The organism is Kribbella italica (genome assembly GCF_014205135.1).
In the GTDB taxonomy this organism is placed as follows: Bacteria; Actinomycetota; Actinomycetes; order Propionibacteriales; family Kribbellaceae; genus Kribbella; species Kribbella italica.
In genome coordinates, this window is the sequence record NZ_JACHMY010000001.1 from 7,656,322 (window position 1) to 7,680,579 (window position 24,258).

Here is a 24,258-nt window from a genome sequence, read left to right on the forward strand (position 1 = left end):
TGAGGGCATGAACCAGAACTTCCCTCCCCAGAACCCGAACCAGCCGCCCTACCCGCCGCAGCAGGGGTACCCGCAGGGACCCCCTCCGGGGTACCAGCCGCCGCCGCCCGGGTACCAGCAGGGACCGCCTCCGGGGTACCAGCAGGGTCCGCCGCCTGGCTACGGCCAGGCGCCGGGCCAGTACCAGCCGGCGCAGCAGTCGAACGTGCCGCACGTCGCGCCGGCCGGCTCGCCGTACCCGGTGCTGGTGTCGACGATGAACGACCTGCCCGGGTACACCGCGGAGAAGGTGTTCGGCGAGGTCTTCGGGCTGACCGTGCGGAGCCGCGACTTCGGCTCGAACTTCACCGCCAGCTTCCGGTCGCTCGGCGGCGGCGAGGTGCCGGAGTACACCCAGATGCTGGCCGAGTCGCGGCACGTCGCGGTGATGCGGATGTGCCAGATGGCCCAGCAGATGGGCGCCAACGCGATCCTCGCGATGCGCTTCGACTGCAACGAGATCGCCCAGACCATGAGCGAGGTCGCCGCGTACGGCACGGCGGTGATCGTCCGTAAGGCCGAGCCGCCGCGGCCGCAGGACACCTCGCCCCAGCCCGACGACGAGGACGATGCGAATGACAGCTGACCTGCCTGACTTCGGCCCTGACTTCCGGTGGGGTGTCTCGACTTCGGCGTACCAGATCGAGGGGGCCGCGACCGAGGGTGGTCGCGGCCCGTCGACCTGGGACACCTTCTGCGCCGAGCCGGGACGGGTGCTCGACGGGGACACGGGGATCGTTGCCTGCGACCACTACCACCGGTACGGCGAGGACGTCGCGCTGATGCGGTCGCTGGGGGTGGACACCTACCGGTTCTCCTTCTCCTGGTCGCGGATCCAGCCTTCCGGGCAGGGCGCGGTGAATGCCGAGGGCATCGGGTTCTACGACCGGCTGGTCGACGAGCTGCTGGCCGCGGGCATCCAGCCGGCGCCGACGCTGTTCCACTGGGACACGCCGCAGCCGCTCGAGGACCTCGGCGGGTGGGTGCATCGCGACATCACCGAGCGCTTCGCCGACTACGCCGCCTTGCTGGCCGCGCGGTTCGCGGACCGGGTGCCGCTGTGGATGACGATCAACGAGCCCGTCGTGCTGACGATGATGGGGTACGCCGTGGGCGCGCACGCGCCGGGGCTCCAGCTCGGGTTCGAGGCGTTGCCGGTCGCGCATCATCAGCTGCTGGCGCACGGGCACGCCGTACAGGCGTTGCGGGCGGGTGGGGCTCGGTCGATCGGTCTGGCGAGCAACCATGCTCCGGTGTGGCCGGCGAGTGACGCGCCGGAGGACGTCGAGGCGGCCGCGCTCTACGACACGTTGATCAACTGGCTCTTCGCGGATCCGGTCCTGCTGGGGCGCTATCCCGAGGGCTTCGCCGAGGCGATGCCGGGGCCGGTCGCTTCCGATCTCGAGATCATCTCGACGCCACTCGACTTCTTCGGGCTCAACCACTACGCGCTGACGCTCGTCGGTGCGCCTAGCGGTGCGGCGGACGTCGGCGCGACCGACGGCATCCCGCTGCCGCCCGGCCTGCCCTTCGAGCCGCGCAAACTGACCGGCTACCCCGAGACCGACTTCGGCTGGCCCGTCGTGCCGGAGGCGTTCGGCGAGATCCTGCAGATCTTCCGCAAGCGCTACGGCGACCGCCTCCCGCCGATCTACATCACCGAGAACGGCTGCTCGTACGCCGACGACCAGCAACGCATCACGTACCTCGACGGCTACCTCCGCGCCTTGAAGGCGGCGATCGACGACGGCCTCGACGTCCGCGGCTACTTCCAGTGGTCCTTGCTCGACAACTTCGAATGGGCCGCCGGGTACTCGCAACGCTTCGGACTCGTCCACGTTGACTTCGAAACGCTGCGACGTACGCCGAAGGCGTCGTACACCTGGTACCGCGACCTGATCGCCAAGAGCCGAGGATGAGTACTGCCCTGGCCGAACCTGTTGTCCCGGTTCGGCGTGGGTGGACCACCGCCGTTGTCCTCGCCAACGTCGGTGTCTTCGCTGCCTGGCTCGGGCCCATCCAGGTCCTGCTGGCGAAGCAGTCCGAGGCTGTTGCGCCAGGCAACAAAGAGTTCGTGCTGGGACTGGTGACCGGTGTGGGCGCGGCAGTGTCGGTGGTCGCCAACCCCGTCTTCGGCGCGGTCTCCGACCGGACCACCTCACGCTTCGGTCGTCGTACGCCGTGGGTGTTGGCCGGGAGCATCGGGGGAGCGGTCGGGCTGCTGGTGCTCAGCGGGTCGCAGGCCGTGCTCTGGATGCTCGTCGGCTGGTGCCTGGTGCAACTGTTCGGCAACGCGCTACTGGCGGCCGTCACCGCCGCCGTACCGGATCTCGTCCCGAAGAAGCAGCGGGGCGTCGTCGGCGGCTGGGTCGCACTCGCCCAGACGCTCGGCGCGCTCGTCGGGGTCGGACTCGCCACCGTCGTCGGAGGGGTCGGCGGTGGCTACCTCGCGTGCGCGGCGTTCCTGCTCATCTCGGTCGTGCCGTACCTGCTCCGCAGCGGCGACCGCCCGATGGTCGAGCGGACGCTGCTGGTCTGGCGCGAGTTCTGGAAGAGCTTCTGGATCAGTCCGCGCCGCCACCCCGACTTCGGCTGGGCCTGGCTGACCCGCTTCCTGCTCAACCTGGGCAACGGGCTCGGCACCCTCTACTTGTTCTTCTACCTCCAGGACGCCGTCGGGTACGACGACCCGGACGTCGGCGTCCTCGTCCTGACCGCGATCTACAGCCTCTGCGTGATCCTCACCGCGGTCAGTTCCGGCGCCTGGTCGGACCGCGTCGGCCGCCGCAAGATCTTCGTCACCGGCTCCGGCCTCGTGATGGCGGTGGCGGCCGTCGTACTGGCGGTCGTGCCGACCTGGCCGGGCGCGATCGCCGGCGCGATCATCCTCGGGACCGGGTTCGGGGTGTACCTGTCGGTGGACTTCGCCCTGCTCACCGAGGTCCTGCCGAGCGCCCGCGACCGCGCCAAGGATCTCGGCGTGATCAACATCGCCAACTCGCTGCCGCAGGTCGTCGCCCCCGCGCTCGCCGCCCCGATCGTCAAGTACGCCGGCGGCTACCCGGTCCTGTACGCCCTCGCCGCCGCGGTCACCCTGCTCGGCGCCGTACTGGTCCGCCAGATCAAAGCCGTCGCTTAGTCTGACGCCCATGCCGCTCTACTCTTTCGAAGGCAAGTCCCCGCAGGTCCACCCCGATGCCTGGATCGCCCCCACCGCGACCCTCGTCGGCGACGTCGTCATCGAGAAGGACGTCTCCGTCTGGTACGGCGTGGTGATCCGCGCCGACCTCGGCCGGATCATCATCCGCGAGGGCGCGAACATCCAGGACAACTCGGTCCTGCACGTCGGCGGCGGCAACGTCTGCGAGGTCGGCCGCAACGTGACGATCGGCCACCAGTGCCTCGTCCACGACTGCACGATCGGCGAGTCCGCCCTGATCGGCAACGGCGCCATCGTCCTCGACGGCGCCGTCGTCGGCCCCCGCACCCTGATCGCCGCCGGCGCCACCGTCACCCCCGGCACCCAGGTCCCCGGCGAATCGGTCGCCCTCGGCAGCCCCGCCAAGAAGATCATCCCGCTCGAAGGCACCGCCAAACTCTTCGTCGACCACAACGCCGCCGTCTACCACGACCTCGCCCGCCGCCACGCGGAAACGGTGAAACTGGTCGAGGAGTAGGCCCCGATCACCACAGCAACCTCCCCGACCCCAACAACGCCCACCGCCCCCGCCCCTCGCCCCCGCCCCCCGGCCCCTCGCCCTCGCCCCCCGGCCCTCGCCCTCGGCCCCGGCCCGGCTTCGTTCCTGTCTTTCCACGCTCCCCGGGTTCGCCCGGCCGAGTCGGGGTACCGGTGCGGCTGATCGTCGTACCAGTGGAGGAGATGTCTGATGAGCAAGAAGATCGCGTTCCTGGTGGCTGCCGAGGGGATCGAGCGGGTTGAGCTGACCGAGCCGTGGGATGCGGTGAAGGCGGCCGGGCACGAGCCGGTGCTGCTCAGCCCGGAGACCGGTGAGGTGCAGACTTTCGACCACCTGACCGCCGCCGAGAAGCGGCCCGTCGACCAGGCGGTCGGTGACGTCGCGGTCGACGACTTCGACGCGCTCGTCCTGCCCGGCGGGGTCGCCAACCCGGATGCGCTGCGCACCGACGCCACTGCCGTCGCCTTCGTCAAGGACTTCATGATCTCCGGCAAGCCCGTCGCCGCGATCTGCCATGCGCCGTGGACCCTGGTCGAGGCGGACGCCGTCCGCGGCCGTCGCCTTACCTCCTGGCCGAGCGTCCAGACCGACCTGCGCAACGCCGGCGCCGACTGGGTCGACGAGGAGGTCGTTGTTGATGGCAACCTGATCACCAGCCGTAACCCCGACGACCTGCCGGCGTTCAACAAGACGTTGCTCGAGGCCCTCAAATAGCCTGCTGGTAGGCCTCGCTGATCAGCGCGACGGCGTTCTGCGTCGACGGATGCGGGTCCTGCCGAGGCCAGATCACCCGCACCGGCACGGGCGGCGCGTCCTTCAGCGGAAGGAAAACCACTCCCGCCCGCCCGTACTGCGTCGCCGTGCTCTCGGGCGTCACCCCGACATAGTCCCCGGCCGAGATCAGCGCGAGCCAGTCGTCGACATCCGCCGTGTGCTCGATCCGCGGCGGCGTCCCCGCCGGCCAGAGCTCGACGCTCGTCGTACCCGTACGCCGATCCACCAGCACCGTCCGCTCACGCACCTCCTCCAACCGCACCGACCGCCGCCGCGCCCACGGATCATCAGCCGCCAGCACCAGCTGCCGCCGCTCAACCCCGACCACCGTGCTCGCGTACGCCTTCTCATCCACACCAGTCCGTACGACGGCCAGATCGCAAGCCCCCTCCGCCAGCCCACCCGTCGGCGTATTGGTCCGCACCAGCACCAACTCGACCTCCGGATAAAGCGCAGCCCACCGCCGCTGGAACCCGGTCGTGTGCCGCCCCAACGCCGACCACGCATGCCCCAGCCGCAACCGAGCATGCCCCGACCGAGCCTCTCGCACCAGATCGTCCATCTCATCCAGCAGATGCCGAGCCCGAGTCACCAACTGAGCCCCGGTCGCCGTCAACGCGATGCTCCGGCTGCTCCGATACAACACCCGTACGCCGAGCGCCCGCTCCAACCCCGCCACCGCCCGCGACACCGCAGCCTGGGACACCCCGAGCACGATCGCCGCATCGGTGAACGTCCCCGCGTCAACCACAGCCACCAGACACCGCAGCTGCCGCAGCTCAACCTCCATACGCCCAGCGTATAGATCCACCACCAGCTGCATTTTGCGCATCTCAAACCAAGGCGCATCCTGCAAAGATGAGCAGCCCCGCCACGGCCGCATCTCAGCCCACAGACCCGGCCATCACAACAATTCTTCCGGCCTCACCCCAAACCACCGGGTCCGGCCGCATGCCCGCCGGCCAACTCCGCGGCATCGCCCTCATGCTCACCAGCGGCATCTCCAACCAGGTAGGCGCAGCCACAGCCGCCCTAGGCTTCCCCGCCCTCGGCCCCGCCGGCGTCGTCGCCATCCGCCAAGCAGTAGCCGCCGCCGTCATGCTCGCCGTAGTCCGCCCGCCCCTCCGCAGCTTCACCCGCCGCCAGTGGCTCCCGGTCCTCGCCCTCGCCGCCATCTACGCGACGATGAACCTCACCCTCTACACAGCAGTCGACCGCATCGGCCTAGGCCTCGCCGTCACCCTCGAATTCCTCGGCCCACTGGCAGTAGCCCTGGCCACCTCCCGCCGAAGAGTCGACCTGGCCTGCGCCCTCGTCGCCGGCGCCGCCGTCTTCGTCCTCATGCGCCCCCAACCCACCACCGACTACCTCGGCATCCTCTTCGGCCTCATCGCCGCCTGCTGCTGGGCGGCATACATCCTCCTCAACCGCACCCTCGCCAACCGCCTCCCCTCAGCTCAAGGCGCAGCAGCAGCGGCCGCGGTGTCGGCCGTCGCCTACCTCCCGGTCGCGACCTGGATCCTCATCCACCACACCCCCGCCCCCAAGTACCTCGCGTACGCCGCAGCCGCCGGCTTGCTCGCCTCAGCCGTCCCCTACCTCCTGGACATGCTGAGCCTCCGCCTCGTACCCACCACGTTCTTCGGCCTCTTCATGAGCGTCAACCCACTCCTGGCCGCCTTCGCGGGCTGGCTCCTCCTGGACGAGCGCCTCGGATTCCTCGAGTGGGCAGCCATCACCGCGGTCATCACCGCCAACGCCACCAGCGCCCTCACACCGACGCGACGTCACCCCACCGAGTAGCTCGAGATGGTGACGCCCGAAGGCGTCGTCCGCGACACCTCCAGCTGAAGCGGGAGAGGCGAAGACAGCTCCCCGAACATCTTCTTCCCCGACCCCAGCACCAGCGGGAACGTCAACAGGTGCAGCTCGTCCACCACCCCGTGCGCCAGCAGCGTCCGCAGCAGCTCCGCACTCCCGAAAACCACCAGCTCCTCAGGGATCTCCCGGACGGCGCTCACCAGATCCGGACCGAGCACCACGGTGTTGTTCCACGACCCGCTGGTCAGCGTCCGCGACGCGACGTACTTCGGGATCCGGTTCATCGCCGCGACAGCAGGCTCGCTCTGATCAGCAGGAGCCCACGTCGCCGCGAAGGTCTCGTACGTCTTCCGCCCCAGCAGCAGCCCACCCGCCGCCAGCGTCGCGCCCTGCATGAACTCGGCGACCGCTTCGTCCATCCCCGCCGACACCCACCCGCCGTGCGCGAACCCACCCTCGCGATCCTCGTCGGCAGACAGCACCGACTGCACCACGCCGTCGAGCGACTGGAAGTTCACCACACTGATCTTCGCCATCCCCCATGCTCACACACAGGGGACGGCGAACCACCAGCTAGCTGGAAGGCTTCTCCAGTGCCGCGATCAGTTGCGGCCGCAGCTCCTCCGGCGTGACCACCTGATCGACCGACCCGACCCGCACCGCCCGGCGGATGTCGTGGATCCGGTCGAACTCCGACGCGACCTCGCCCAGCTTCTCCGCCCGTACGGCGGTGCGGACCTCGGCCAGTTCGTTCGTCACCGCGGCCCGCTCGGCGCCCTCGGTCTCGCCGAGCCGGGTCGTCAGCGCCTTCACCCGCGGATCGGCCGACGTCCGGTTGTTCACCTCGGCCGAGAACACCACAGCAGCAGCCGGCGCTCCACCGAGCACCGACGCGAACGAGCCCTCGACCGCGAGCACCGTCATCGACGGGTTCAGCGCCTTCGAGAACACCACGAACGCGCCGCCGTGGTACCGCGAGACCACGCAGAACACGATCGGCCCGCGGAAGTTCACGATCGCCCGCCCGATCTCCGCGCCGTACTCCAGCTGCAGGTTGCGCATCGAGTCCGGCGACCCGTCGAACCCGGACAGGTTCGCCAGCACGACGAGCGGACGGTTGCCGCTGGCACCGTTGATCGCCCGCGCGACCTTCTTCGACGACCGTGGGAACAACGTGCCCGCGGTGTACGTGTCCGGCCCGTCGGTGGGCGGGAATCCCCGCCGCGCAACGGGTTTCGACTCGATCCCGACCAGGCACACCGGCAGCCCGCCGAGCCGCGTGTCGGCGACGACCGCGGTCTCCGCGTCGGCCATGCCCGCCCAGCGTTCCAGCATCGGGTGGTCCTGGTCGGTGACCGCGCGCATCAGCGTGCGGATGTCGAACGCCTTCTTGCGGTCCGGGTTCGTCGCGGCCGAGAAGATCTCCCCGACCGTGCTGAACCCGCCGTCGGCCGGGTCGTGAGGGTACGCCGTGACGTCGCGATCGTGCGGGTCCGACGTCGGCGCCCGCCGTGGCCCGGGCTCACCCGGTACGACGTACGTGTGGTCGTAGTGCGCCATCAGGATGTCGCGCGCCCCGGCCAGGTCCGGCGCCCAGTACTGCGCCTCGCCGTTCGGGCCCATCACCCGGTCGTAGCCGCCGATGCCGAAGTTGTCCTCGGCCGAGACGCCCCCGGCGAAGTCCAGCGTCTGCTTGCCGGTCAGCACCATCGCCGAGTCCGGCGTCATCACCAGGATGCCCTTGGTGTGCATCAGCATCGTCGCTTCGGCGTTCCAGTACGGCTGCGCGCCGACGTTGATGCCCGCGACGACGATGTTGATCTCGCCACCGGCCTGGGTGAACTCGACGATCCGCTTCAGCGCCTTGGCGACCCAGTCCATGTTCTCGGTCCCGGAGTCCATCGAGATCCGCGCGCCCGCGGACACCGCGAACCACTCGACCGGCGCCTTCAGCCGCTCGGCCAGGTCGAGCGCGCCGATGATCCGCGCGCACTCGGCCTCCGCGACCGCGCCGAGCGCCATCGTCGGGTCACCGCTGAGTACGACGCGGGTGATGCCCTCGGGGTGCCGACGGGTCGGGGTGGTGATCACACCGGCGATCAGGCCGGCCTTGTTCAGCCCGCGCGGCCGGTCGACGGGCACCAGCGCGCCGGTGTCGTCCAGGTCGTGCTCGACATAGGTGCCTCCGGCACCGACCACCAGACCGGCGACCTCGTACGGGTAGACGGTGTTGCGGCGCCGGGCCTTGAGCACCTTCTGCGCGTAGTCGTCGAGCGGCTTGAGCCGTTCCGTCGGCGGGCGGACCACCTTCGTGACGACACCGGCCCCGGGCTGGTAGGAGAACCGCCCGACCACGGGCAGCGCCGTACCGTTCGAGCCGGTCACCCGGCCGCTGATGATGACCTCCTCGATGCCCGCGCCGGCGGTCATCGGCGCGATGTTGCGCTGCAGGGCGGTCAGTTCGGGGACCTGCCCGTCGACGACCGGCCAGATCGTCACCCAGACATGGTTCATCTCCAGACGCGCCCCGGCCGCACCACGCGCCGTCCGGGCCCGGCGGATGCCCTCCAGACAGTTCGCGATCGCGCGCTCGACGTGCGGCAGCGAGGTGACCTTGCCCTCGTCGTCGCGGACCACGGCGAACTGACGGACCTGCGCGAGCGCGACCAGCCGCTCGTCGGCCGGGTTGTCGCGCGCGACGCAGTGGTAGAGCAGCACGTCCTCGGGCGCGTCCAGCCGGGTGATCTTGAAGTCGTGCAGGCGCCACAGGTTGAGTCGCCGGCCGACCATCGGGTGTACGCCGCGGACGTTGTCGTCCTCGACCACACCGTCGGCGGACGGGCGGAACGTGAAGTACCAGACCTCGCGACCGTTGCCCGGGACAACAGCCAGCGCAACCCGCCGTACGTCGGCGACGAACGGCAGCGCCGCGACGATCTCGCGCAGCCGGTCCGACGCGTCCTGCGGCGACTCCGGCGTACCGGGCCAGGACAGGTACAGGTCCGCGACCGCCTGATGCCCGGCCGGGCTCGCGGCCACCTCGGCGGCGAGGTCGCGGACGAGGTCGCTGCCGGTGTCGGCCAGCTCGTCGACCGTGCCGATCGTGGTGACCAGGTGGGACGGGCGGTCGTCGAGCGTGTAGTCCGCGCTGGCGAACGCGCGCCCGCTCACCGTCGTGTTGCGCAGGTCGTGCAGCTCGTACTCGAGGTAGTGCCGGCGGATCAGCACCTCCAGCATCGGCTCGACCGCGTGGACGCCGGCCTCGATCCGCCCGGCGAGGAAGCTGACGATCTGCTCGGGGATCGCGGCCAGCGCCTTGACCCGCTCGGTGCGGTCCGGCACGTCCGGGTCGTTGGTCAGCGAGTCCAGCTCGGCGGCGACCTCGGCCAGCACCTCGGCGCGGTCGGCGTCGACCTGCGGCTGGTCGAACCAGCGGAACCGGACGCTCCGCGCCAGGTCACCGATCACCGGGAACCGCAGCTGGGTGGCGACCACGAGGTGATCCAGTACGGCGTACGCCTCGGCGTCCAAAGGGGCCTCGGGCATCGGTTCGGCCAGCCACTGCTGCAGCAGCGACGTCATCAGCAGGACGTCGGGCGACGTGCGCTGCTGGGCCAGGAAGATCCGGAACACCGCGTCGGTCAGCTCGTCGCTGCGGTCCAGGTCGGTGACGCCGTAGTGGCCGAGCACGCGCGCCAGCCGGTCGCGGAACTGCTCCGGCAGCCCGGCGCGCTCGGCGTCCAGGGTCTGCAGGTACGTGTGGAAGTGCTCCTTCGGGCTGTGCACCCGCAGCTCGGTGTTGAGGTCCTCACCGGCCGGCCGGTTGCGGCTCAGCTCGGCGAAGTCCGCGAAGAGCCGCAGTACGCCGATCTCGTCCGCGACCGGCGGCCGGGTCAGCTCGGCGCGGGCGGACAGGTACTCCGACAGCGTCCGGCCCTCGTCGCGCGGGTCGATGTCGAACCCGAGCAGCATGCTGCGCAGGTTGTCGAGCCCGCGCGCGGCCCGCTCGGCGGCGGTCGGCGGCGTCTCGGGGATCGGCAGCTCCAGGTCGACGCTGTCCGACACCTCGACCTTGACGTCCGCGTCGCCGACCGGCTCCAGCCGCAGCAGCGGCGCACCGGTCTCGACCTGGCTGCCGGTCGAGACCGGCAGCTCCTTCACGATCGCCTTGAACGGCGCGTACAGCACCGTCTCCATCTTCATGCTCTCCAGGACGAGAACCGGCGCACCGGCCTCGACCTCGGCCCCGGCGGCGACCGGCGTCGCGACGACCAGCGCCGGAGCGGGCGCGCGCATCACGCCGCCCTCGTCGCGGCTGACCCGGTGCGTGACGCCGTCGACCTCGACCAGGTGCACGGGACCGTGCGTCGCGGTGACGAGCCGGTACCGGCGGCCGGCGACGACCAGCCGGGCGTCGTACGCGTCGAGCCGGTCGAGCTCGGCGTCCAGGTAGCAGAGGTCGTCCCCGGTGCCGACGCCGACGCGGTAGCGCGCCGGGCCGATCTTCGCGACCGAGACCTGGTACGTCGCGCCGCGCAGCTTGAGCGCGATCGCGCGGCCGACCTCGTGCTGGACCTGGGGACGGCCGCCGCGCGCGGAGTCCAGCAGGCGCTGCCGCTCGACCCGCTCGGCCTCCTCGTACGCCTCGATCGCGGCCGCGATCAGGGCGATGCCGGAGTGCCGGCGCAGGACCAGCCGGCCCTCGCCGCGGACCCGGTCGATCCAGCCGGTGTCGGCGGAGCCGTCGATCACCTCGGGCTGGTCGAGCAGGTCGAGCACGAAGCTCTTGTTCGTCGTACCGCCTTCGAGGACGACGGTGGTGTCGGCCACCGCGCGCCGCAGGCGGCCGAGCGCCTCCTCGCGGGTCCGGCCGTAGCCGATGATCTTGGCGATCATCGAGTCGAAGTCCGCGGGGATCGAGTCGCCCTCGCTGACCCCGGTGTCGACCCGTACGCCGGGGCCGGACGGCAGCCGCAGCCGCGCGATCCGGCCGGGGGACGGCGCGAAGTCGCGGTCCGGGTCCTCGGCGTTCAGCCGGGCCTCGACGGCGTGGCCGACCTCGACCGGCTGCGGGCCGTCCAGCTTGTTGCCTGCCGCAACGTGCAGCTGCGCGCGGACCAGGTCGAAGTCGGTGGTCAGCTCGGTGATCGGGTGCTCGACCTGGAGGCGGGTGTTCACCTCGAGGAACGCGAACAGCTTGTCGCCCGGGTGGTACAGGAACTCGACCGTGCCGGCGCCGGCGTACCCGACGGCGAGGGCGAGCCGCTCGGCGGCCGCCTTCAGCTCGGCGGCCTGGTCGGGGGCGAGGACCGGCGAGGCCGACTCCTCGATGACCTTCTGGTTGCGGCGCTGGACCGAGCAGTCCCGGACGCCGAGCGCCCACGCCGTGCCCTGCCCGTCCGCGATCACCTGGACCTCGACGTGCCGGGCGCCGGTGACGAGCCGCTCCAGGAACACCACGCCGCTGCCGAACGCGCGGGCCGCCTCGTCACTGGTCCGCTGGTACGCCTCGCGCAGGTCCTCGTCGTCGCGGACCAGCCGGATCCCGCGGCCACCGCCACCGGCCGTTGCCTTGAGCATCACCGGGTACCCGATGTCGTTGGCCGAGGCAAGCGCTTCGTCCAGCGTCGCGACCGCGCCGCGGCTCCACGGCGCGACCGGGACGCCGACCTCCTCGGCGATCAGCTTGGAGCCGATCTTGTCGCCCAGCTTGCGCATCGCCTCCGCGCTCGGGCCGACGAACGTCACGCCGATCCGCTCGCACAGTTCGGCGAACGCCGGGTCCTCGGCGACGAAGCCCCAGCCGACCCAGGCCGCGTCGGCCTTGGTCTCGACCAGTGCCTGCTCGAGTTTGGCCAGGTCCAGGTACGGGCGGTCGGCGGCCGGGCCGAGCGGGTAGGCCAGGTCGGCCTCGCGGGCGAACGTGGCCGCTCGCTCGGCATCGGTGTACAAGGCGACCGTCTCGACCTGGCTCCCCGTCTCGGCGTTGAGCTCACGGACCGCATTGATCAGCCGCATCGCGGCCTCTCCCCGGTTGACGATGGCGATGCGGTTGAACACCGGGCGGCACTCCTGTCGTCGGCAAAGCTGTCACCGCAAACATTCCCAGGCAGTTGCCCCTACCGTCGAGTCGGGGTCAGCTGTGCACTGGTTGTGACGATGAGGAAAGGTTCCAGCGCCTGCAGGAAATCCGCCGCGTCGAACAGTGCTCCGGCGGTGACCGCGCCTACTGTCCGTGTCCGCCCGGACAGGATCCGCTCGACCGCTTCGACGGCCAGTGGAGCAGTCACGGCGTAGATGTCGCGGCCGGTCGCGGTCACCCGGCGTACGGCGTCATCGGCCGTGACGATCGCGTCGACAACGAAGGTCTGGTCGGAGCGGCCGTCGGCGTCGCTCGCGGTCGGTGCGGGGGTGCTCGCGTCGGCGAGGTCCTGGGCGGCCTCGGTCGCCATCGAGGTGCTGACCTTGGGGATCTGTAGGTGGCTCGGGACGGTCACGACGTCGGCCATCGTGAAGCCCTTGATCACCGTCCGGCGACCGAGCGGCGCCGGGAAGTCCCAGTCCTCCTGCGTGGGGCCGTCGGTGTGATATTCCAGCACGCCGTTCGTGAACCGGACCCGCTGCCCGCCGCGGCGGTCGTGCGAGACCTCTCCGGCCGTGCGTGTACCTGGCGTGGGGTGCCAACTGCTCAGCCCGTAAGCGATGTGGGCCTCGTCGGCCGCGGTCCAGTCGCCCATCGCGTGGGTGACGAGCAGGTCGCCGAGCCCGCCGAAGAAGGCCATCGCGGGCAGGACGATCGCGCCGGCCTCGCGGGCCTTGGCGGCGTACTCGGTGAGGGTGCTGACGTTCGCCTCGATCTCGGCGGCGACGTCGACGTACGGGATGCCGGCGCGCAGCGCCGCGTCGATGACCGGGCCCGCGGTGAGGGCGAACGGGCCGGCGGTGTTGATCACGGCATCGGCGCCGTCGAGCGCGTGGTCGAGGGCTTCCGGATCGTCCACCGCGGCGGGGCGGACGGTCAGGTCTTCGTACTCCTTGCTCAGTTTCCCGGCGTCGCGCCCTGCGACGACGGGAGTGAGGCCGCGCCGGCGCAGCTCGGCGACGACGAACTGTCCGGTGTGCCCGGTTGCTCCGTAGACCACGATCTTCATGGCTCTACTGTCACGGCCGGGGATCACCGACCGTGATAGTCCGGAACGCCATCATGCGTACACTTTCGGACATGCGCACCGTCGCCCTGGCCACCGCGGGCAATCTCCTGCACTTCGAGCTGGCCGTGGCGTACGAGATCTTCCGCACACCACCGCTCGATACGGCCGTCGAGGACTGGTACGACGTGGTGCTGTGCGGGCCCGCCGCCGTACGGGTCGGACCGTTCCTGGTCGAACCGTCGGACGGGTTGGAGCGGCTGGCCACGGCCGACACCGTGATCGTCCCCGCGTGCGCGGACGTCGACATCCCGCCGCCCCCGGAATTGGTCGACGCCGTACGGGCCGCTCACGAGGCCGGTGCCCGGATCGCCTCGCTGTGCACCGGCGCCTTCGCGCTGGGCGCGGCCGGGCTGCTCGACGGGCGCCTCGCGACCACTCATTGGGCGCACACCGCGGAGCTCGCCGCCCGCCACCCGCTGGCCGTGGTCGATCCCGACGTCCTCTACACCGACAACGGCAACGTCCTCACCGCCGCCGGCAAGGCCGCCGCGGTCGACCTCTGCATCCACCTGGTCGCCCTGGATCACGGCGCCACGATCGCCAACACCGTGGCCCGCCGCCTGGTCATGCCGCCGCACCGGCCGGGCGGGCAGGCTCAGTTCGTCTCCACGCCCCTGCAACCGGCGGGGGACCACGCTTTGGCCGGCGTACTGGCGTGGGCGCAGCAACGCCTCGATCAGCCGTTGGCCGTCACCGACCTGGCCCGCCAGGCCAGCCTCAGTCCCCGCCACCTCGCCCGCCAGTTCAACGCGGTGACCGGCCAGACGCCTATCCAATGGCTCAACACCCAACGAGTCCGCCGAGCCCAGGAACTGCTCGAATCCACCGACGAGAGCATCGAGTCGGTCGCCACGGCCACCGGCCTGGGCACCGCCACCACGCTCCGCCGCCAGTTCAAGCGGACGGTAGGAGTCCCACCCGACACCTACCGCCGCTCCTTCCGCGCCTGATCGCCGCCGAGCTTTCAGCTGTAGTGCCGCTCGGCCCAGGTCGCGAAGGACGTGAGTGGGAGGTCGTACGCCGCCGCGAAGCTCGGGTCGGCGGTGTTCGCGCGGTTGTTCATGCCGACCTGGTTGTCCATCAACTGCGGGACCATCCCGCGCGCCTTGCCTTGCTCGGCCGTGACCGTTTCCACGTGTGTCGGCTCGCCGGCGGCCGTCAGCGCCGCGGCCATCTCCTTCAGCGACAGGAGTTCGCTCGTGAGCTCGATGACCTGCTCGTGAAACCGCACCGGATCGGCGAGCGCGGCGGCGACCGCCGTACCGATGTCCTCCGGCGCGAACACCGCCAGCGGTTTGTCCGCGTCGACCGCGGTGACGATCGCCTCGCCGGTCAGGTTCTCGTACCAGATCGACGGCCGGACGAGGTTCGACGCGAAGAACGTCGGCCGGAACTCCGTCCAGGACCGGAACCCCGCGTCGGGCAGTGCAAGTCCCACCACGGCCTTGCTGTTCCAGTAGTGCGGATCGCCCCAAGCCTCGGCACGACCGGCCGCGACCTCCTCGAGGTACACGCCGATCCCCGCGACCGACGAGTGCACGAACTGCTCGACTCCGGCCTCGCGGGCGGCGTCGATGAGGTTCAGGCCGTTGATCCGCTCGACGTCGGAGCCGAGGTCGGTGATGTCGGGGGTTTGGAGCGAGAACACCGCCCGGACCCCGCTCAGCGCCGGTCCGAGCGACGGCCGGTCGGTCAGGTCGCCGACCACCACCTCCGCGCCGGCCGCCTCGATCGCCCGCGCCGCGGCCGCCTCCGGGCGGCGTACGAGAGCGCGGACCTTTACACCGTCCGCCAAGAGACGGCGAGCGACGATTCCACCTTGCTGACCGGTCGCGCCGGTCACCAGTACTAGATCTGTCATGCCGTCACGGTAAAACTTGACGTCGACGTCAAGGGCAAGTCCTGAGGAGGACCAGATCGTGCGCATCGGCGAGGTCAGCGCGAAAGCCGGGGTCAGCACGCGCGCGCTGCGGTACTACGAGGAGCACGGCCTGATCCGCCCCGACCGGACCGGCAGCGGCCAGCGGATCTACCCCGAGTCGGCGGTCGAACGGATCCACCTGATCAAGCAGTTCTACGCCGCCGGCCTGACCAGCCGCCTGATCGAGCCGCTGCTGGCCGCCATCGACTCCCAGCACCTCGAACCCGCGCTCGTCCAGCGCCTGACCCACGAGCACGACCGCATCGCGCGGCAGGTCGCCGACCTCCTGGAGGCCGGGCGGCGCCTGGCCGTGCTGATCGACATCGCGCATCATCCGAGGGAGACCTGTTCATCGGCCGAGTTCGATCCGCTGAACTGATCCGCGCGCTTCATCGGTGCTGACCCGACTGGCGGACTGTCGTGCGCGGGCTGACCTCGGCGGACCTGATCGTCGGTGCTGACGGGGCACGTCGTCCCGCCGATCCGCTGCGAGGTCGCCCGGTGTCCGGGTGGGTATTCGGCTGCGCGGCCGGGTGGCGGCGGGTAGGTTCGCGGGGTGGAGCGCTACGAGGGTGACGTGGTGGGGATCGCGGACGAGCTGACCGAGGCGTACGTCGAGGTGTTCACGGCGCCGCCGTGGGAGCAGCGGGATCCGGCGGAGACCCGGACGGCGTTCCGGCAGCGGCTGGACGGCGACGCGACGCGGGACGGCTTCGGGGCCTGGATCGAACGCGCCGAGGACGGGCGGATCGCGGGCTTCGTGACCGGGTGGGTCACGCCGGCGCCGTTCCGCACCGATCGCTCGTACGGGCAGGTGCTGGAGCGCCTCGGCGCGGAGCAGGTGCGGGAATCACTGGTCGGTGCCTTCGAGATCGACGAGCTCGGCGTCCTCGACCGGGCCCGCGGAACAGGCCTCGGCAAGCGCCTGCTGTCGACCGCGGCCGACCACCAGCCGTCCGGCGCCTGGCTGCTCACCTGGAACCAGGCCCACGACACCATCGCCTTCTACCGCCGCATCGGCTGGCACGAAGCACCCGTCAAGGGGCAGGAGACGGACATCGTCGTCTTCCTGTCGCCGAACCACCCGAACGTCTAGGGGGTGACCGATGCGCTTCCCTATTCGGCCTCGGCCAGGCGGGGGAGGGCGGCGAGCAGGTGCCGCTTCTCCGTGGCGCTCAGCGCGCTGAGCAGGTCGTCCTCCATCGCGCGGATGTCGGCCTTGGCGGCGTTCAGGCGGGTGCGCCCTTCGGGCGTCAGGCGGACCGTGTGGGCGCGGCGGTTGGCCGGGTCGGGCTCGCGGACGAGCAGGCCGTCCTCGGCGAGCTGGTCGAGCAGCGGGATCAGCCGGGACTTGTCGTACCCGATCGCCTGGGCGAGGGCCTGCTGGGTCTCGGTCGGCTGCTTCGCGAGGTGGGTCAGCACGCTGTAGCCCCACATCGACAACCCGTGGGCGTCCAGCAGCGGCCGCTCGGCCGTCATCAACCGGCGTACCACCCGAGCGAGCAGGGCCCCGAGGTCATCGCGCTCCATCCGAGCATCGTAGGCATTGCCCAATCATAAGCAGCTGCATATAATCAACACATGCCTACAAATACTGCACTCTCCCGCAGCATCGCGATCGACGCCACTCCCGCCAAGGTCTTCGCCTTCGTCGCCGACCCCCACAACCTCCCGCTCTGGGCACCCGGCGCCGTCCAGTCGGTCGAGCCGAGCGGTGACGCCTGGATCTTCCACAACGGCGCCGACGCCCGCCGCGTCACCGTCCGTACGTCGGAGGAGCACGGCACCGTCGACCTCCTCTTCGGCGAAGGACCCGGCGTCTTCACTCGCGTCATCCCCAACGGCACTGGCGCGGAGTACCAATTCACCCTCTTCTTCCCCGAAGGCTCACCCCAGGACGCCCTCGACGCCCAGTCCACCGTCATCGCCGAGGAACTGACCACGGTCCGCACCCTCTGCGAAAACCAGTAGCGCAAGGGTTTTCGGCGGATCACGCTGGGAGGCATGCACCTCACCTTCGAGCACGATCCCCGCGGCGAGTCCCGGACACTGATCCGGCGTGCCGACGGCGCCGAGTTCGAGCTGACGTCGTACTCGCGCAAGCACGCCGTACCGCACGACCTCGTCCACGCCGTCGTCGAGCGGGAACTCGGCATCCCGGACGGCATCTACGGCTGCATCGCGGCCGGCGCGGTCTTCAGCAGCATGACCCAGACCGGCGGCAAGAAGCGACGCGACGCCAAGGTCCGCAGCGCACGGATCCTCGAGGTGGCGCGGGGGATCGGGATCAGTGAGACGCTCGTGGGGGTGTTCTTCTGGGCGTACGAGCGAGGCCGCGCGCCGCAGGCCGAAGTGCGGAAGGCCTGGGGTGTCAGCAACCCGGGCGCCTGTCCGTACGGCGACGAGCGGATCACGCGGACCGCGGACGTGCTTGGCGAGGTGGGTGCGACCTGGCAGGCGAGCGCCGAGCCGCTCGTGTTTCCCTGGCCGACGAACCTACTGGCCTCTGACGGGCAGTCATCAGTACGGCGGGCGCGCGGTCGGACGGGGCGAGTCGCGCGGGCGTGAGGCGGCGGCAACTGGCCCGCTTGCGCATCTGGCGAGGCTGATTCGGGTCGGTGGCGCGTGCTACCTTCTGGCTCGGTGTGGCTGCGGGGTCAATGATGGGTGGAGGCATGCGCCGGTTCGCCTGGCTGGGGATCGTGGTGGTGGTCGCGGGGTGTGGGGTGCTGGGCGACGATGCCGGTGACGAGGCGATTCGGTACGTCGCGATCGCCGATGCTCCGGAGGCGCCGGCGGCAGTCGTCGCGTCAGCGGACGGGTCGACGGGGTCCTGGCGGGTGGACTGCGGCCGGAACGAACGCGGGATTCGCAACTCGGACAACCTGGTGGTGACTCCGCGAGTGGTCGGCGCCGCGCATCATCTGCACGACTACGTCGGCAACGTGTCGACGAACGCGTTCTCGACCGATCGGAGTCTCGCCGCGGCGGCGACCACCTGCCGGGGCGGCGACAAGTCCAGCTACTACTGGCCTGTACTCCGTGTGCCGGGTGACGGCGGCTCCGACGAACACGATGCCCATGGCAACGAAGGGCGCGTGCTGACCCCCGCGGCGGTGACGATCGAGTTCCGCGGCAACCCGGTCAGCGACGTCGTACCGATGCCCGAGTTCCTCCGGACCGCGACCGGCAACGCGCACGGATTCTCCCAAGGTGGCAAGAACACCAGCCACCTGCAGTGGACCTGCTCAGGCACGCGGGATCGCGTCACCAAGGACTACCCGCGGTGCCCCGAAGGTCAGCAGACCGTCCGCGGCTTCGACTTCCCGAGCTGCTGGAACGGCAAGTCCCTCGACAGTCCCGACCACAGCTCCCACCTGGTCTTCCCGACCACCGTGGGCGCCTGTCCGCCGGCCACCTTCCCCGTCCCGCAGTTGCGGATCGAGGTCGCCTACGCGGTGCCGAAGGACGCGGACTACACCGTCGACACCTTCCCCGAGGACGGCCGCAGCGCGCTCGCCGACCACAGCCACTTCATCAACGTGATGCCGCCGGCCCTGATGGACCGATTGGTTGCCTGCATCAACGAAAACCGCGCCTGCACCGCCTGATCGGCAGTACGCCGTACGAACGGAGGCTCGGGGTGGTCCTTGCCCCCAAGGACCACCCCGAGCCGACTGTGTCGGGCTCAGTACCCGGAGCCCGCCCCGGTGTTGGCGACGTCGGACTTGCCGCCCTGCGGGTTGAACGCGAACCAGGTCGTGCCGACCCCCTGGCCGAGGATGTCGCCCGGCACCTGGTCCTTCGCGAAGTAGTACGCCGGCCAGCCGTTGATCGTGACCTGGCAGGTGCCGTCCGGACGCTCGACGTAACTGACGATCTTCGGGTCGACGCCGACGGTGTAGATCTTGCCCGGCGACTTGACCAGCAGCGGCGGCCACTTCTTCGCGCACTCACCGAAGCAGGTCGGCTTCGACGGCTTCGCGGAGTCCTCGTCGAACCGGTACAGCGTCATCCCGCGGCTGTCGGTGACGACCTGGTTCTCGCCGGCGTTGACCTGGACCGCCGGGCTGCTCGTCCCGGCCGGGACCGGCGGGATCGGCGCGGCGGCCGGGCCGTCGAAGATCTTGACCTGGCCCATCGTCCGCTGCAGAGCGGCCGGTTGCGGCTCGTTCGCGGCCTGCGGCTGCTGGGCGGGCTGCTGCGCGGGCTCTTGGGCGGCGGGCTGCTCGGGCTCGGCGGGCTGGTCCGCCTCCTGCTCCTCGGGAGCGGACGGCACGGTGACCACCACCGTCGACGGCGCGGCCGCCGGTGCGGCGTCCGGCTGGTTGTAGTTGCCGCAGGCCACCAATGCGGTGAGACCGGCGGAGACGAGTGCGATCTTCAGCATCGTGCTGCGTGTGTTCATGGGTGCTTCCCTCGAGCTCGGGCGGTCCCGTCGGGTCCGTTCGGCAGCACACACGGCGGGACGGGGGTCGCGGGTTCAGATCCTGTAATGTGACGTGGATCACATTTTTGAGTGAACCCAACCGGCCCTGGGATCCGTGTGTGAAGGGTCTGGGCACGTGCCGTACGAGGGGACGGCACGTGACGCCGCGGTCCGCCCGTCGTACGCACCGACGGGCGGCCCACCGCGGCGCCGGACACCGTGGGTGAGAGGATCCGGGCGGCGCGAGCGCGGCCCGGCGAGACGGACCGAGGGAACGTTCCGCGCCGCGGAACCGGCGAGAGGTGGAAGCGCATGGCCGGGTTCAGCACCCGCCGCCGCCGCGAGACGGCGGACGAGGAACTCGTCCGGACGTTGTTCAACGAGCACGGCAAGGCGATGCTGGCCTACGCCACGCGGTTGACCGGTGACCGGGCGAGCGCCGAGGACGTCGTCCAGGAAGCGCTGGTCCGGGCCTGGCGGCATCTCGAGGACCTGAGCAACGGCAAGGGATCGGTGCGTGGCTGGCTGCTCACCGTCGTACGGAACATCGTCACCGACCGGGCCCGGGCCCGGAACGCGCGCCCGCCCGAGGTCGCCGAGAGCGAGACCACGGTGCCGGTCGAACGCGACCACGCCGACGAGGTCGTCGACACGATGGTGGTCCTGCAGGCGCTGCACCGGCTGACGCCCGAGCATCGGGTGGTGCTCGAGCAGATCTACCTGGAGGGACGCAGCGTCGCCGAGGCGGCCGACGTGCTCGGCATCCCGCCCGGAACGGTGAAATCACGGTCGCACTACGGGTTGCGCGCGCTGCGCGAGCACTTCCCGGCGGGACGGCACCTCGGGATGGAAGGAGTGGCCTGATGGCGACCGAACACGCGGACATCGACGGCTACGTCGACGGTGAGCTGGACACGGCGGGGGCGGAACAGGTCGAGCAGCACCTAGCGGGCTGCGAGTCCTGCCGGGAGGAGGTGGATGCGTTGCTCGAGCTCCAGAGTTTCCTGCAGGAGGTGCCGGCGGAGGCGTTGCTCGACGGGCCGCCGGACGACGCGGACCTGCTGCTGCAGCGGACTCTGCGCCAGGTCCGGAAGGAGTCGGCCGCCGCCGGGCCGGGGCGCGGGCGAGTCGCGGCGATCGCGTCGATCGCCGCAGTGGCGGCGGTCGCGGCTGTGGTCGGGGGCGTGCTGATCGGGCGGAACTCGGTCGACGACCAGCCGGTCGCCGGGCCGGAGCCGACGCCGAGCGCTTCCGCCGTACCGGGCACGCGTTTCGCCAGCAGTGTCGATCCGCGGACCGGGGCCCGGCTGACCGTTCGGGTCGAACCGGCGGCCGGGTTCGTGCGGGTGAACGTCGCCGTCACCGGGCTGCCGGCGAACGAGCCGTGCCGATTGGTTGTCGTGGGCAAAGATGGTCACCGGGAGACGGCCGGCAGCTGGCTGGTCTCCGAGAAGGGCGCCGCCAACGGGACCACGCTGGACGGCACCGCGCTGATCGATCCGGACGACGTCGCCGCCGTACTGATCGAGAACACCAGTGGGCAGCAGTTCGTGAAGACGGCCGTCTGAGAGGTCAGCGAGTACGTAGGCGTGGCTCGACGCGACCGTCGAGCCACGCCACGATCATCGCGGCGAAGAGGTCCGGGTCCTCGATGTTCCAGACGTGGTGCATGCCCGGAGCGATCCTGATCTGGGCCCGCGGTACGGCGGTCGCCGCCGTCGCGAGGGACTGGAGCACGGATCGCGGCTCGCGTTCGCCGGCGACGAGCAGCAGCGGGCCGGCGTACGCGCTGAGGCCGTCCGGGACCCGTCCGCTGTGGACGTCGGCGAGCATCGCGCGGGCCGTCTCCTTGCGGACCGAGAGCCCGTGGTCGACGTACGGGCCGCGCGAGTCGGCGGGGAGCCGGAAGGCCGCGGCTTGCGCCTTCCAGAACCAGGCCTTGTCCCAGAGCGCGAGGTGCAGGCGGGTGGCGATCCGGGGGATGCCGGTGACCGGCAGCAGCGGTACGCCGCTCGCGAGGACCGAGATCGCGGCGTCGGGGTGACGGGCCGCCAGGTGCAGCGCGACGGCGCCGCCGAGCGAGAGGCCGACGACGTGGAACCGTTCGCGGCCGGTCAGTTCGCGGACGCGCTGAACGATGTCGTCGGCCACTACGCCGAGTCCCGGCCAGGGCTCGGACGTCCGGTTGCCGAAGCCGGGGAGATGCGGGGTGACGACGAGGCGGTCCTCGAGGGCCGGGAGTTGCGGCTCCCACATCCAGTTCGCGACGTTGCCGCCGTGCAGCAGGACGACGGGCTCGGTGCCGGTCGGTCCTTGCGGTTGATGCAGTTCGGGGAAGCTCACGGCAACTCCTTGGCGAGCGCGTCCAGCCAGGCCAGCTCGGCACGGGTGTGGCGGAGCCCGTTGTCGAGCGTGGCCAGCCGGAGCCGCTCCGCGCGGTCGGTGGGTTCCGCGCTCGCTTTGCGGACCGCGGTCAAGGTGGCGAGCGTCGTACGGGCTGCTTCGCGCTGGCGCTCCAGCAACTCGGCCAGGTCTTCGTCGTCGAGGTCGCCGGCGAAGAACACCCTGGCCAGAAAGGCGTTCCGCTCCGGCTGCCGATCGAGATCGGACACCAGCCAGTCGCGCAGCGCCGCCCGCCCGGCCGTGGTGAGGTGATGCTCCTGCCGATCGGGCCCGGCCGTCCCCGCGACCTTCCGCACCTCCACCAGCCCGTCACCCACCAACGCGGCCAGCGTGCGGTAGATCTGCGCCTTGTCCGCCGACCAGAAGTAGTTCACCGTCGAGTCGAAATGCCGCTTGAGGTCGTACCCCGACATCGGCGCGATCGACAGCAACCCGAGAATGACCCGCTGGAGAACCATGCCGCTAGTAGACAATGCATCTAGATGATTTGTCTACTAGTGGAAGTGGATCAGGTCGGTTCGCCGCGTTGGCTGGTGGTGCGTTCGACGAGGATGCTGGTGGCGTAGCGGGGCGTGCCTGGGGGTTCGACGTCGGACCACGCGCCGGTGTACTTCTCGGCGATCGCGCGTTCGAGGGTGCAGTCCGGGTCGAGGACCAGATCGTCGATGGTGCCGCGGAGTTCCAGGTAGTACGTCGGGCGGGTGGGCTCGACGACCACCAGGGAGATCCGGGAGTTGCGGCGGAGGTTGCGGAGTTTCTGGCGGCCTTCGACGAGGCTGATCCGGACGCGGTCGCCGTCCCACAGGAACCACAGCGGGGTCGTCTGCGGACCGCCGTTCTTGCCGATGGTCGACACGAAGGCGACCGCCTGCGAGCTGAGCAGGGCGTGGAAATCTTCGGGGATCGTCACCCCGGCGAGCCTACGTCCGTCCGGGGAGCAAGCCGGGCGTCGAAGGACGCCCGGCTTGCTTGAACGGCTAGGCCCAGGGGTCGAACGGGATGCCGCCGGGCTTGGAGGCGTTGAGCAGGTTGCGGAAGCGGTCGTCCTTGTCGGTGACCTTGATGGTGGCCGAACCGAAGTTGGCGTTCATCAGGGTGTCGCGCAGGCCGGTGCTGGGGAAGCCGTCCCAGCCGACGATCGGCGGGTAGCGCCACGAGTGGTAGTGGTTCTCCGGCGGCTCGTCGTTGCCGTTGGCGAGCCGGAAGAAGTGCGTGCTGGCGCCGTCCTTGTGGTACACGACCTTCGGGTGCGAGCCGTCGAACCGGACCTGCGACCGCGGGTACGTGACCTGGCTGCTGTGCTGCGTCGTGGTCACGAACTCGACCTGGTTGCTGGCCTGGCTGATCCACGAGATGACGTGCTCGAAGTCGTGCCGGTGCCCGCCGAGCCCGCTGCCGGCGACGGCCTGGTCCTTCTCGAAGTAGCTCGCGTACACCACGGCGCACCAGCCGTTGTTGCACTTCGACCGCGAGTACGTCTGGCTGTTGTCCAGGTCGGACTGGTCACGGCAGTTGCCGTTGACCGCACCGGTCGTGTTGAGCCCGGGGTTGAGCGTCCCGTCGGCACCGATCGCGGGTGTCGCGTAGCAGCCGTCGCCGTCGTAGTCGTACGCCGGGGAGAACGACTGGTCGTACCCGCCGGCGTTCTGCGGGAGCGAGGGCGGCGGTGCCGCGTACGCCGCGGCGGCCGACGTCACCATCAGCGTGGCCGTGGCCAGCGCGACGCCGAGCAGACGACGCCGGCGCTTCGAAGGGCGTGCGGAAGTGGAGGGCGGAAGATCGTTCATTCAACACTCTTTTCGAGAGCGGGGGGCGGAAGTGAACGCCTCCGAGAATGACAGCCGGCAGGCAAGTCAGTACATACGTCACGTGTCTACTGATTGACGCTCCGTGAACATCAGGAGCCATCGGGATCCGCTCAACCTTTCCCCGACGCCAGGGCGTCTTAGCGGTGCCTCGGTG

The 24,258-nt window shown here is 70.4% G+C and carries 25 protein-coding genes; 14 read left to right on the forward strand and 11 right to left on the reverse strand.

The window, feature by feature from the left end:
* Positions 1-7: 7 nt before the first annotated feature.
* The 5 genes from HDA39_RS35735 to HDA39_RS35755 all read left to right on the forward strand — a co-directional run bounded on the left by HDA39_RS35735 (position 8) and on the right by HDA39_RS35755 (position 4,451).
* Positions 8-625 (forward strand): YbjQ family protein, encoded by a 618-nt coding sequence (locus HDA39_RS35735; protein ID WP_184802841.1) that lies wholly within the window; start codon positions 8-10, stop codon positions 623-625.
* Positions 615-1,958, forward strand: coding sequence for a GH1 family beta-glucosidase (locus HDA39_RS35740; protein WP_184802843.1), 1,344 nt, complete (start codon positions 615-617; stop codon positions 1,956-1,958). Before HDA39_RS35735 ends, HDA39_RS35740 begins: the two co-directional genes overlap by 11 nt.
* Complete coding sequence (locus HDA39_RS35745) at positions 1,955-3,178, forward strand: MFS transporter (RefSeq protein ID WP_184802845.1); 1,224 nt, start codon at positions 1,955-1,957, stop codon at positions 3,176-3,178. Before HDA39_RS35740 ends, HDA39_RS35745 begins: the two co-directional genes overlap by 4 nt.
* A gap of 10 nt (positions 3,179-3,188) precedes the next feature.
* Positions 3,189-3,716 (forward strand): gamma carbonic anhydrase family protein, encoded by a 528-nt coding sequence (locus HDA39_RS35750; protein ID WP_184802847.1) that lies wholly within the window; start codon positions 3,189-3,191, stop codon positions 3,714-3,716.
* 210 nt (positions 3,717-3,926) lie between these two features.
* The gene (locus HDA39_RS35755) at positions 3,927-4,451 is read left to right on the forward strand and encodes a type 1 glutamine amidotransferase domain-containing protein (RefSeq protein WP_184802849.1); all 525 of its coding nucleotides are present in this window, start codon (positions 3,927-3,929) and stop codon (positions 4,449-4,451) included.
* On the opposite strand, the gene HDA39_RS35760 is transcribed toward HDA39_RS35755, so the two are convergent.
* Positions 4,444-5,301 (reverse strand): LysR family transcriptional regulator, encoded by an 858-nt coding sequence (locus HDA39_RS35760; RefSeq protein ID WP_184802851.1) that lies wholly within the window; start codon positions 5,299-5,301, stop codon positions 4,444-4,446. The genes HDA39_RS35755 and HDA39_RS35760 overlap by 8 nt on opposite strands.
* Positions 5,302-5,369: 68 nt before the next feature.
* Between HDA39_RS35760 and HDA39_RS35765 the strand changes: the two genes are divergently transcribed.
* The gene (locus HDA39_RS35765) at positions 5,370-6,314 is read left to right on the forward strand and encodes an EamA family transporter (protein ID WP_184802853.1); all 945 of its coding nucleotides are present in this window, start codon (positions 5,370-5,372) and stop codon (positions 6,312-6,314) included.
* Here the strand turns inward: HDA39_RS35765 and HDA39_RS35770 are convergent.
* Genes HDA39_RS35770 through HDA39_RS35780 form a run of 3 tightly spaced genes read right to left on the reverse strand, consistent with a single transcriptional unit; the run spans position 6,299 to position 13,483 of the window.
* The gene (locus tag HDA39_RS35770; protein ID WP_184802855.1) at positions 6,299-6,868 is read right to left on the reverse strand and encodes a dihydrofolate reductase family protein; all 570 of its coding nucleotides are present in this window, start codon (positions 6,866-6,868) and stop codon (positions 6,299-6,301) included. The genes HDA39_RS35765 and HDA39_RS35770 overlap by 16 nt on opposite strands.
* 37 nt (positions 6,869-6,905) lie before the next feature.
* Positions 6,906-12,392: an ATP-binding protein gene (locus tag HDA39_RS35775; RefSeq protein ID WP_184802858.1), complete on the reverse strand. Its 5,487-nt coding sequence runs from the start codon at positions 12,390-12,392 to the stop codon at positions 6,906-6,908.
* Between the two features lie 59 nt (positions 12,393-12,451).
* Positions 12,452-13,483 carry a saccharopine dehydrogenase family protein gene (locus HDA39_RS35780; RefSeq protein WP_184802859.1) on the reverse strand — a complete coding sequence of 344 codons (1,032 nt, stop codon included), beginning with the start codon at positions 13,481-13,483 and terminating at the stop codon, positions 12,452-12,454.
* A gap of 71 nt (positions 13,484-13,554) precedes the next feature.
* Here HDA39_RS35780 and HDA39_RS35785 point away from each other — a divergent pair, with 71 nt between their 5' ends.
* Positions 13,555-14,493, forward strand: a complete 939-nt coding sequence (locus tag HDA39_RS35785; protein WP_184802861.1) for a helix-turn-helix domain-containing protein — start codon at positions 13,555-13,557, stop codon at positions 14,491-14,493.
* Between the two features lie 14 nt (positions 14,494-14,507).
* On the opposite strand, the gene HDA39_RS35790 is transcribed toward HDA39_RS35785, so the two are convergent.
* On the reverse strand, positions 14,508-15,404 hold the full coding sequence (locus HDA39_RS35790; protein WP_184802863.1) for an NmrA family NAD(P)-binding protein: 897 nt from the start codon (positions 15,402-15,404) through the stop codon (positions 14,508-14,510).
* Between the two features lie 58 nt (positions 15,405-15,462).
* Between HDA39_RS35790 and HDA39_RS35795 the strand changes: the two genes are divergently transcribed.
* Together HDA39_RS35795 and HDA39_RS35800 are read left to right on the forward strand one after the other, a co-directional pair.
* On the forward strand, positions 15,463-15,843 hold the full coding sequence (locus HDA39_RS35795) for a MerR family transcriptional regulator (RefSeq protein WP_202893215.1): 381 nt from the start codon (positions 15,463-15,465) through the stop codon (positions 15,841-15,843).
* 177 nt (positions 15,844-16,020) lie between these two features.
* The gene (locus HDA39_RS35800; protein ID WP_184802865.1) at positions 16,021-16,560 is read left to right on the forward strand and encodes a GNAT family N-acetyltransferase; all 540 of its coding nucleotides are present in this window, start codon (positions 16,021-16,023) and stop codon (positions 16,558-16,560) included.
* A 20-nt stretch (positions 16,561-16,580) separates the two neighbouring features.
* On the opposite strand, the gene HDA39_RS35805 is transcribed toward HDA39_RS35800, so the two are convergent.
* Positions 16,581-16,994 (reverse strand): MarR family winged helix-turn-helix transcriptional regulator, encoded by a 414-nt coding sequence (locus tag HDA39_RS35805; RefSeq protein ID WP_184802867.1) that lies wholly within the window; start codon positions 16,992-16,994, stop codon positions 16,581-16,583.
* Between the two features lie 51 nt (positions 16,995-17,045).
* Between HDA39_RS35805 and HDA39_RS35810 the strand changes: the two genes are divergently transcribed.
* The 3 genes from HDA39_RS35810 to HDA39_RS35820 all read left to right on the forward strand — a co-directional run bounded on the left by HDA39_RS35810 (position 17,046) and on the right by HDA39_RS35820 (position 19,075).
* Positions 17,046-17,435 carry an SRPBCC family protein gene (locus HDA39_RS35810; protein WP_184802869.1) on the forward strand — a complete coding sequence of 130 codons (390 nt, stop codon included), beginning with the start codon at positions 17,046-17,048 and terminating at the stop codon, positions 17,433-17,435.
* Positions 17,436-17,468: 33 nt separating this feature from the next.
* Positions 17,469-18,032 carry a hypothetical protein gene (locus HDA39_RS35815; RefSeq protein ID WP_184802871.1) on the forward strand — a complete coding sequence of 188 codons (564 nt, stop codon included), beginning with the start codon at positions 17,469-17,471 and terminating at the stop codon, positions 18,030-18,032.
* 107 nt (positions 18,033-18,139) lie between these two features.
* Positions 18,140-19,075: a DUF1996 domain-containing protein gene (locus HDA39_RS35820; RefSeq protein WP_184802873.1), complete on the forward strand. Its 936-nt coding sequence runs from the start codon at positions 18,140-18,142 to the stop codon at positions 19,073-19,075.
* 77 nt (positions 19,076-19,152) lie between these two features.
* Here the strand turns inward: HDA39_RS35820 and HDA39_RS41975 are convergent, their stop codons facing one another.
* Entirely contained in the window at positions 19,153-19,872 is a 720-nt protein-coding gene (locus tag HDA39_RS41975) for a hypothetical protein (RefSeq protein ID WP_202893216.1), read from the reverse strand.
* 333 nt (positions 19,873-20,205) lie between these two features.
* Between HDA39_RS41975 and HDA39_RS35830 the strand changes: the two genes are divergently transcribed.
* Both HDA39_RS35830 and HDA39_RS35835 read left to right on the forward strand, forming a co-directional pair.
* Entirely contained in the window at positions 20,206-20,757 is a 552-nt protein-coding gene (locus HDA39_RS35830) for a sigma-70 family RNA polymerase sigma factor (RefSeq protein ID WP_184802875.1), read from the forward strand.
* Positions 20,757-21,461, forward strand: a complete 705-nt coding sequence (locus HDA39_RS35835; protein WP_184802877.1) for an anti-sigma factor family protein — start codon at positions 20,757-20,759, stop codon at positions 21,459-21,461. The genes HDA39_RS35830 and HDA39_RS35835 overlap by 1 nt, the downstream gene beginning before the upstream one ends.
* A 4-nt stretch (positions 21,462-21,465) precedes the next feature.
* On the opposite strand, the gene HDA39_RS35840 is transcribed toward HDA39_RS35835, so the two are convergent.
* From HDA39_RS35840 to HDA39_RS35855, 4 genes are all read right to left on the reverse strand, one after another.
* Positions 21,466-22,236, reverse strand: a complete 771-nt coding sequence (locus HDA39_RS35840) for an alpha/beta fold hydrolase (RefSeq protein WP_202893217.1) — start codon at positions 22,234-22,236, stop codon at positions 21,466-21,468.
* Positions 22,233-22,754, reverse strand: a complete 522-nt coding sequence (locus tag HDA39_RS35845; protein WP_184802879.1) for a PadR family transcriptional regulator — start codon at positions 22,752-22,754, stop codon at positions 22,233-22,235. The genes HDA39_RS35840 and HDA39_RS35845 overlap by 4 nt, the downstream gene beginning before the upstream one ends.
* A gap of 50 nt (positions 22,755-22,804) precedes the next feature.
* Positions 22,805-23,206, reverse strand: a complete 402-nt coding sequence (locus HDA39_RS35850; protein ID WP_184802881.1) for a TIGR03618 family F420-dependent PPOX class oxidoreductase — start codon at positions 23,204-23,206, stop codon at positions 22,805-22,807.
* 67 nt (positions 23,207-23,273) lie between these two features.
* On the reverse strand, positions 23,274-24,083 hold the full coding sequence (locus HDA39_RS35855) for an NPP1 family protein (protein ID WP_184802884.1): 810 nt from the start codon (positions 24,081-24,083) through the stop codon (positions 23,274-23,276).
* Between the last annotated feature and the right edge of the window lie 175 nt (positions 24,084-24,258).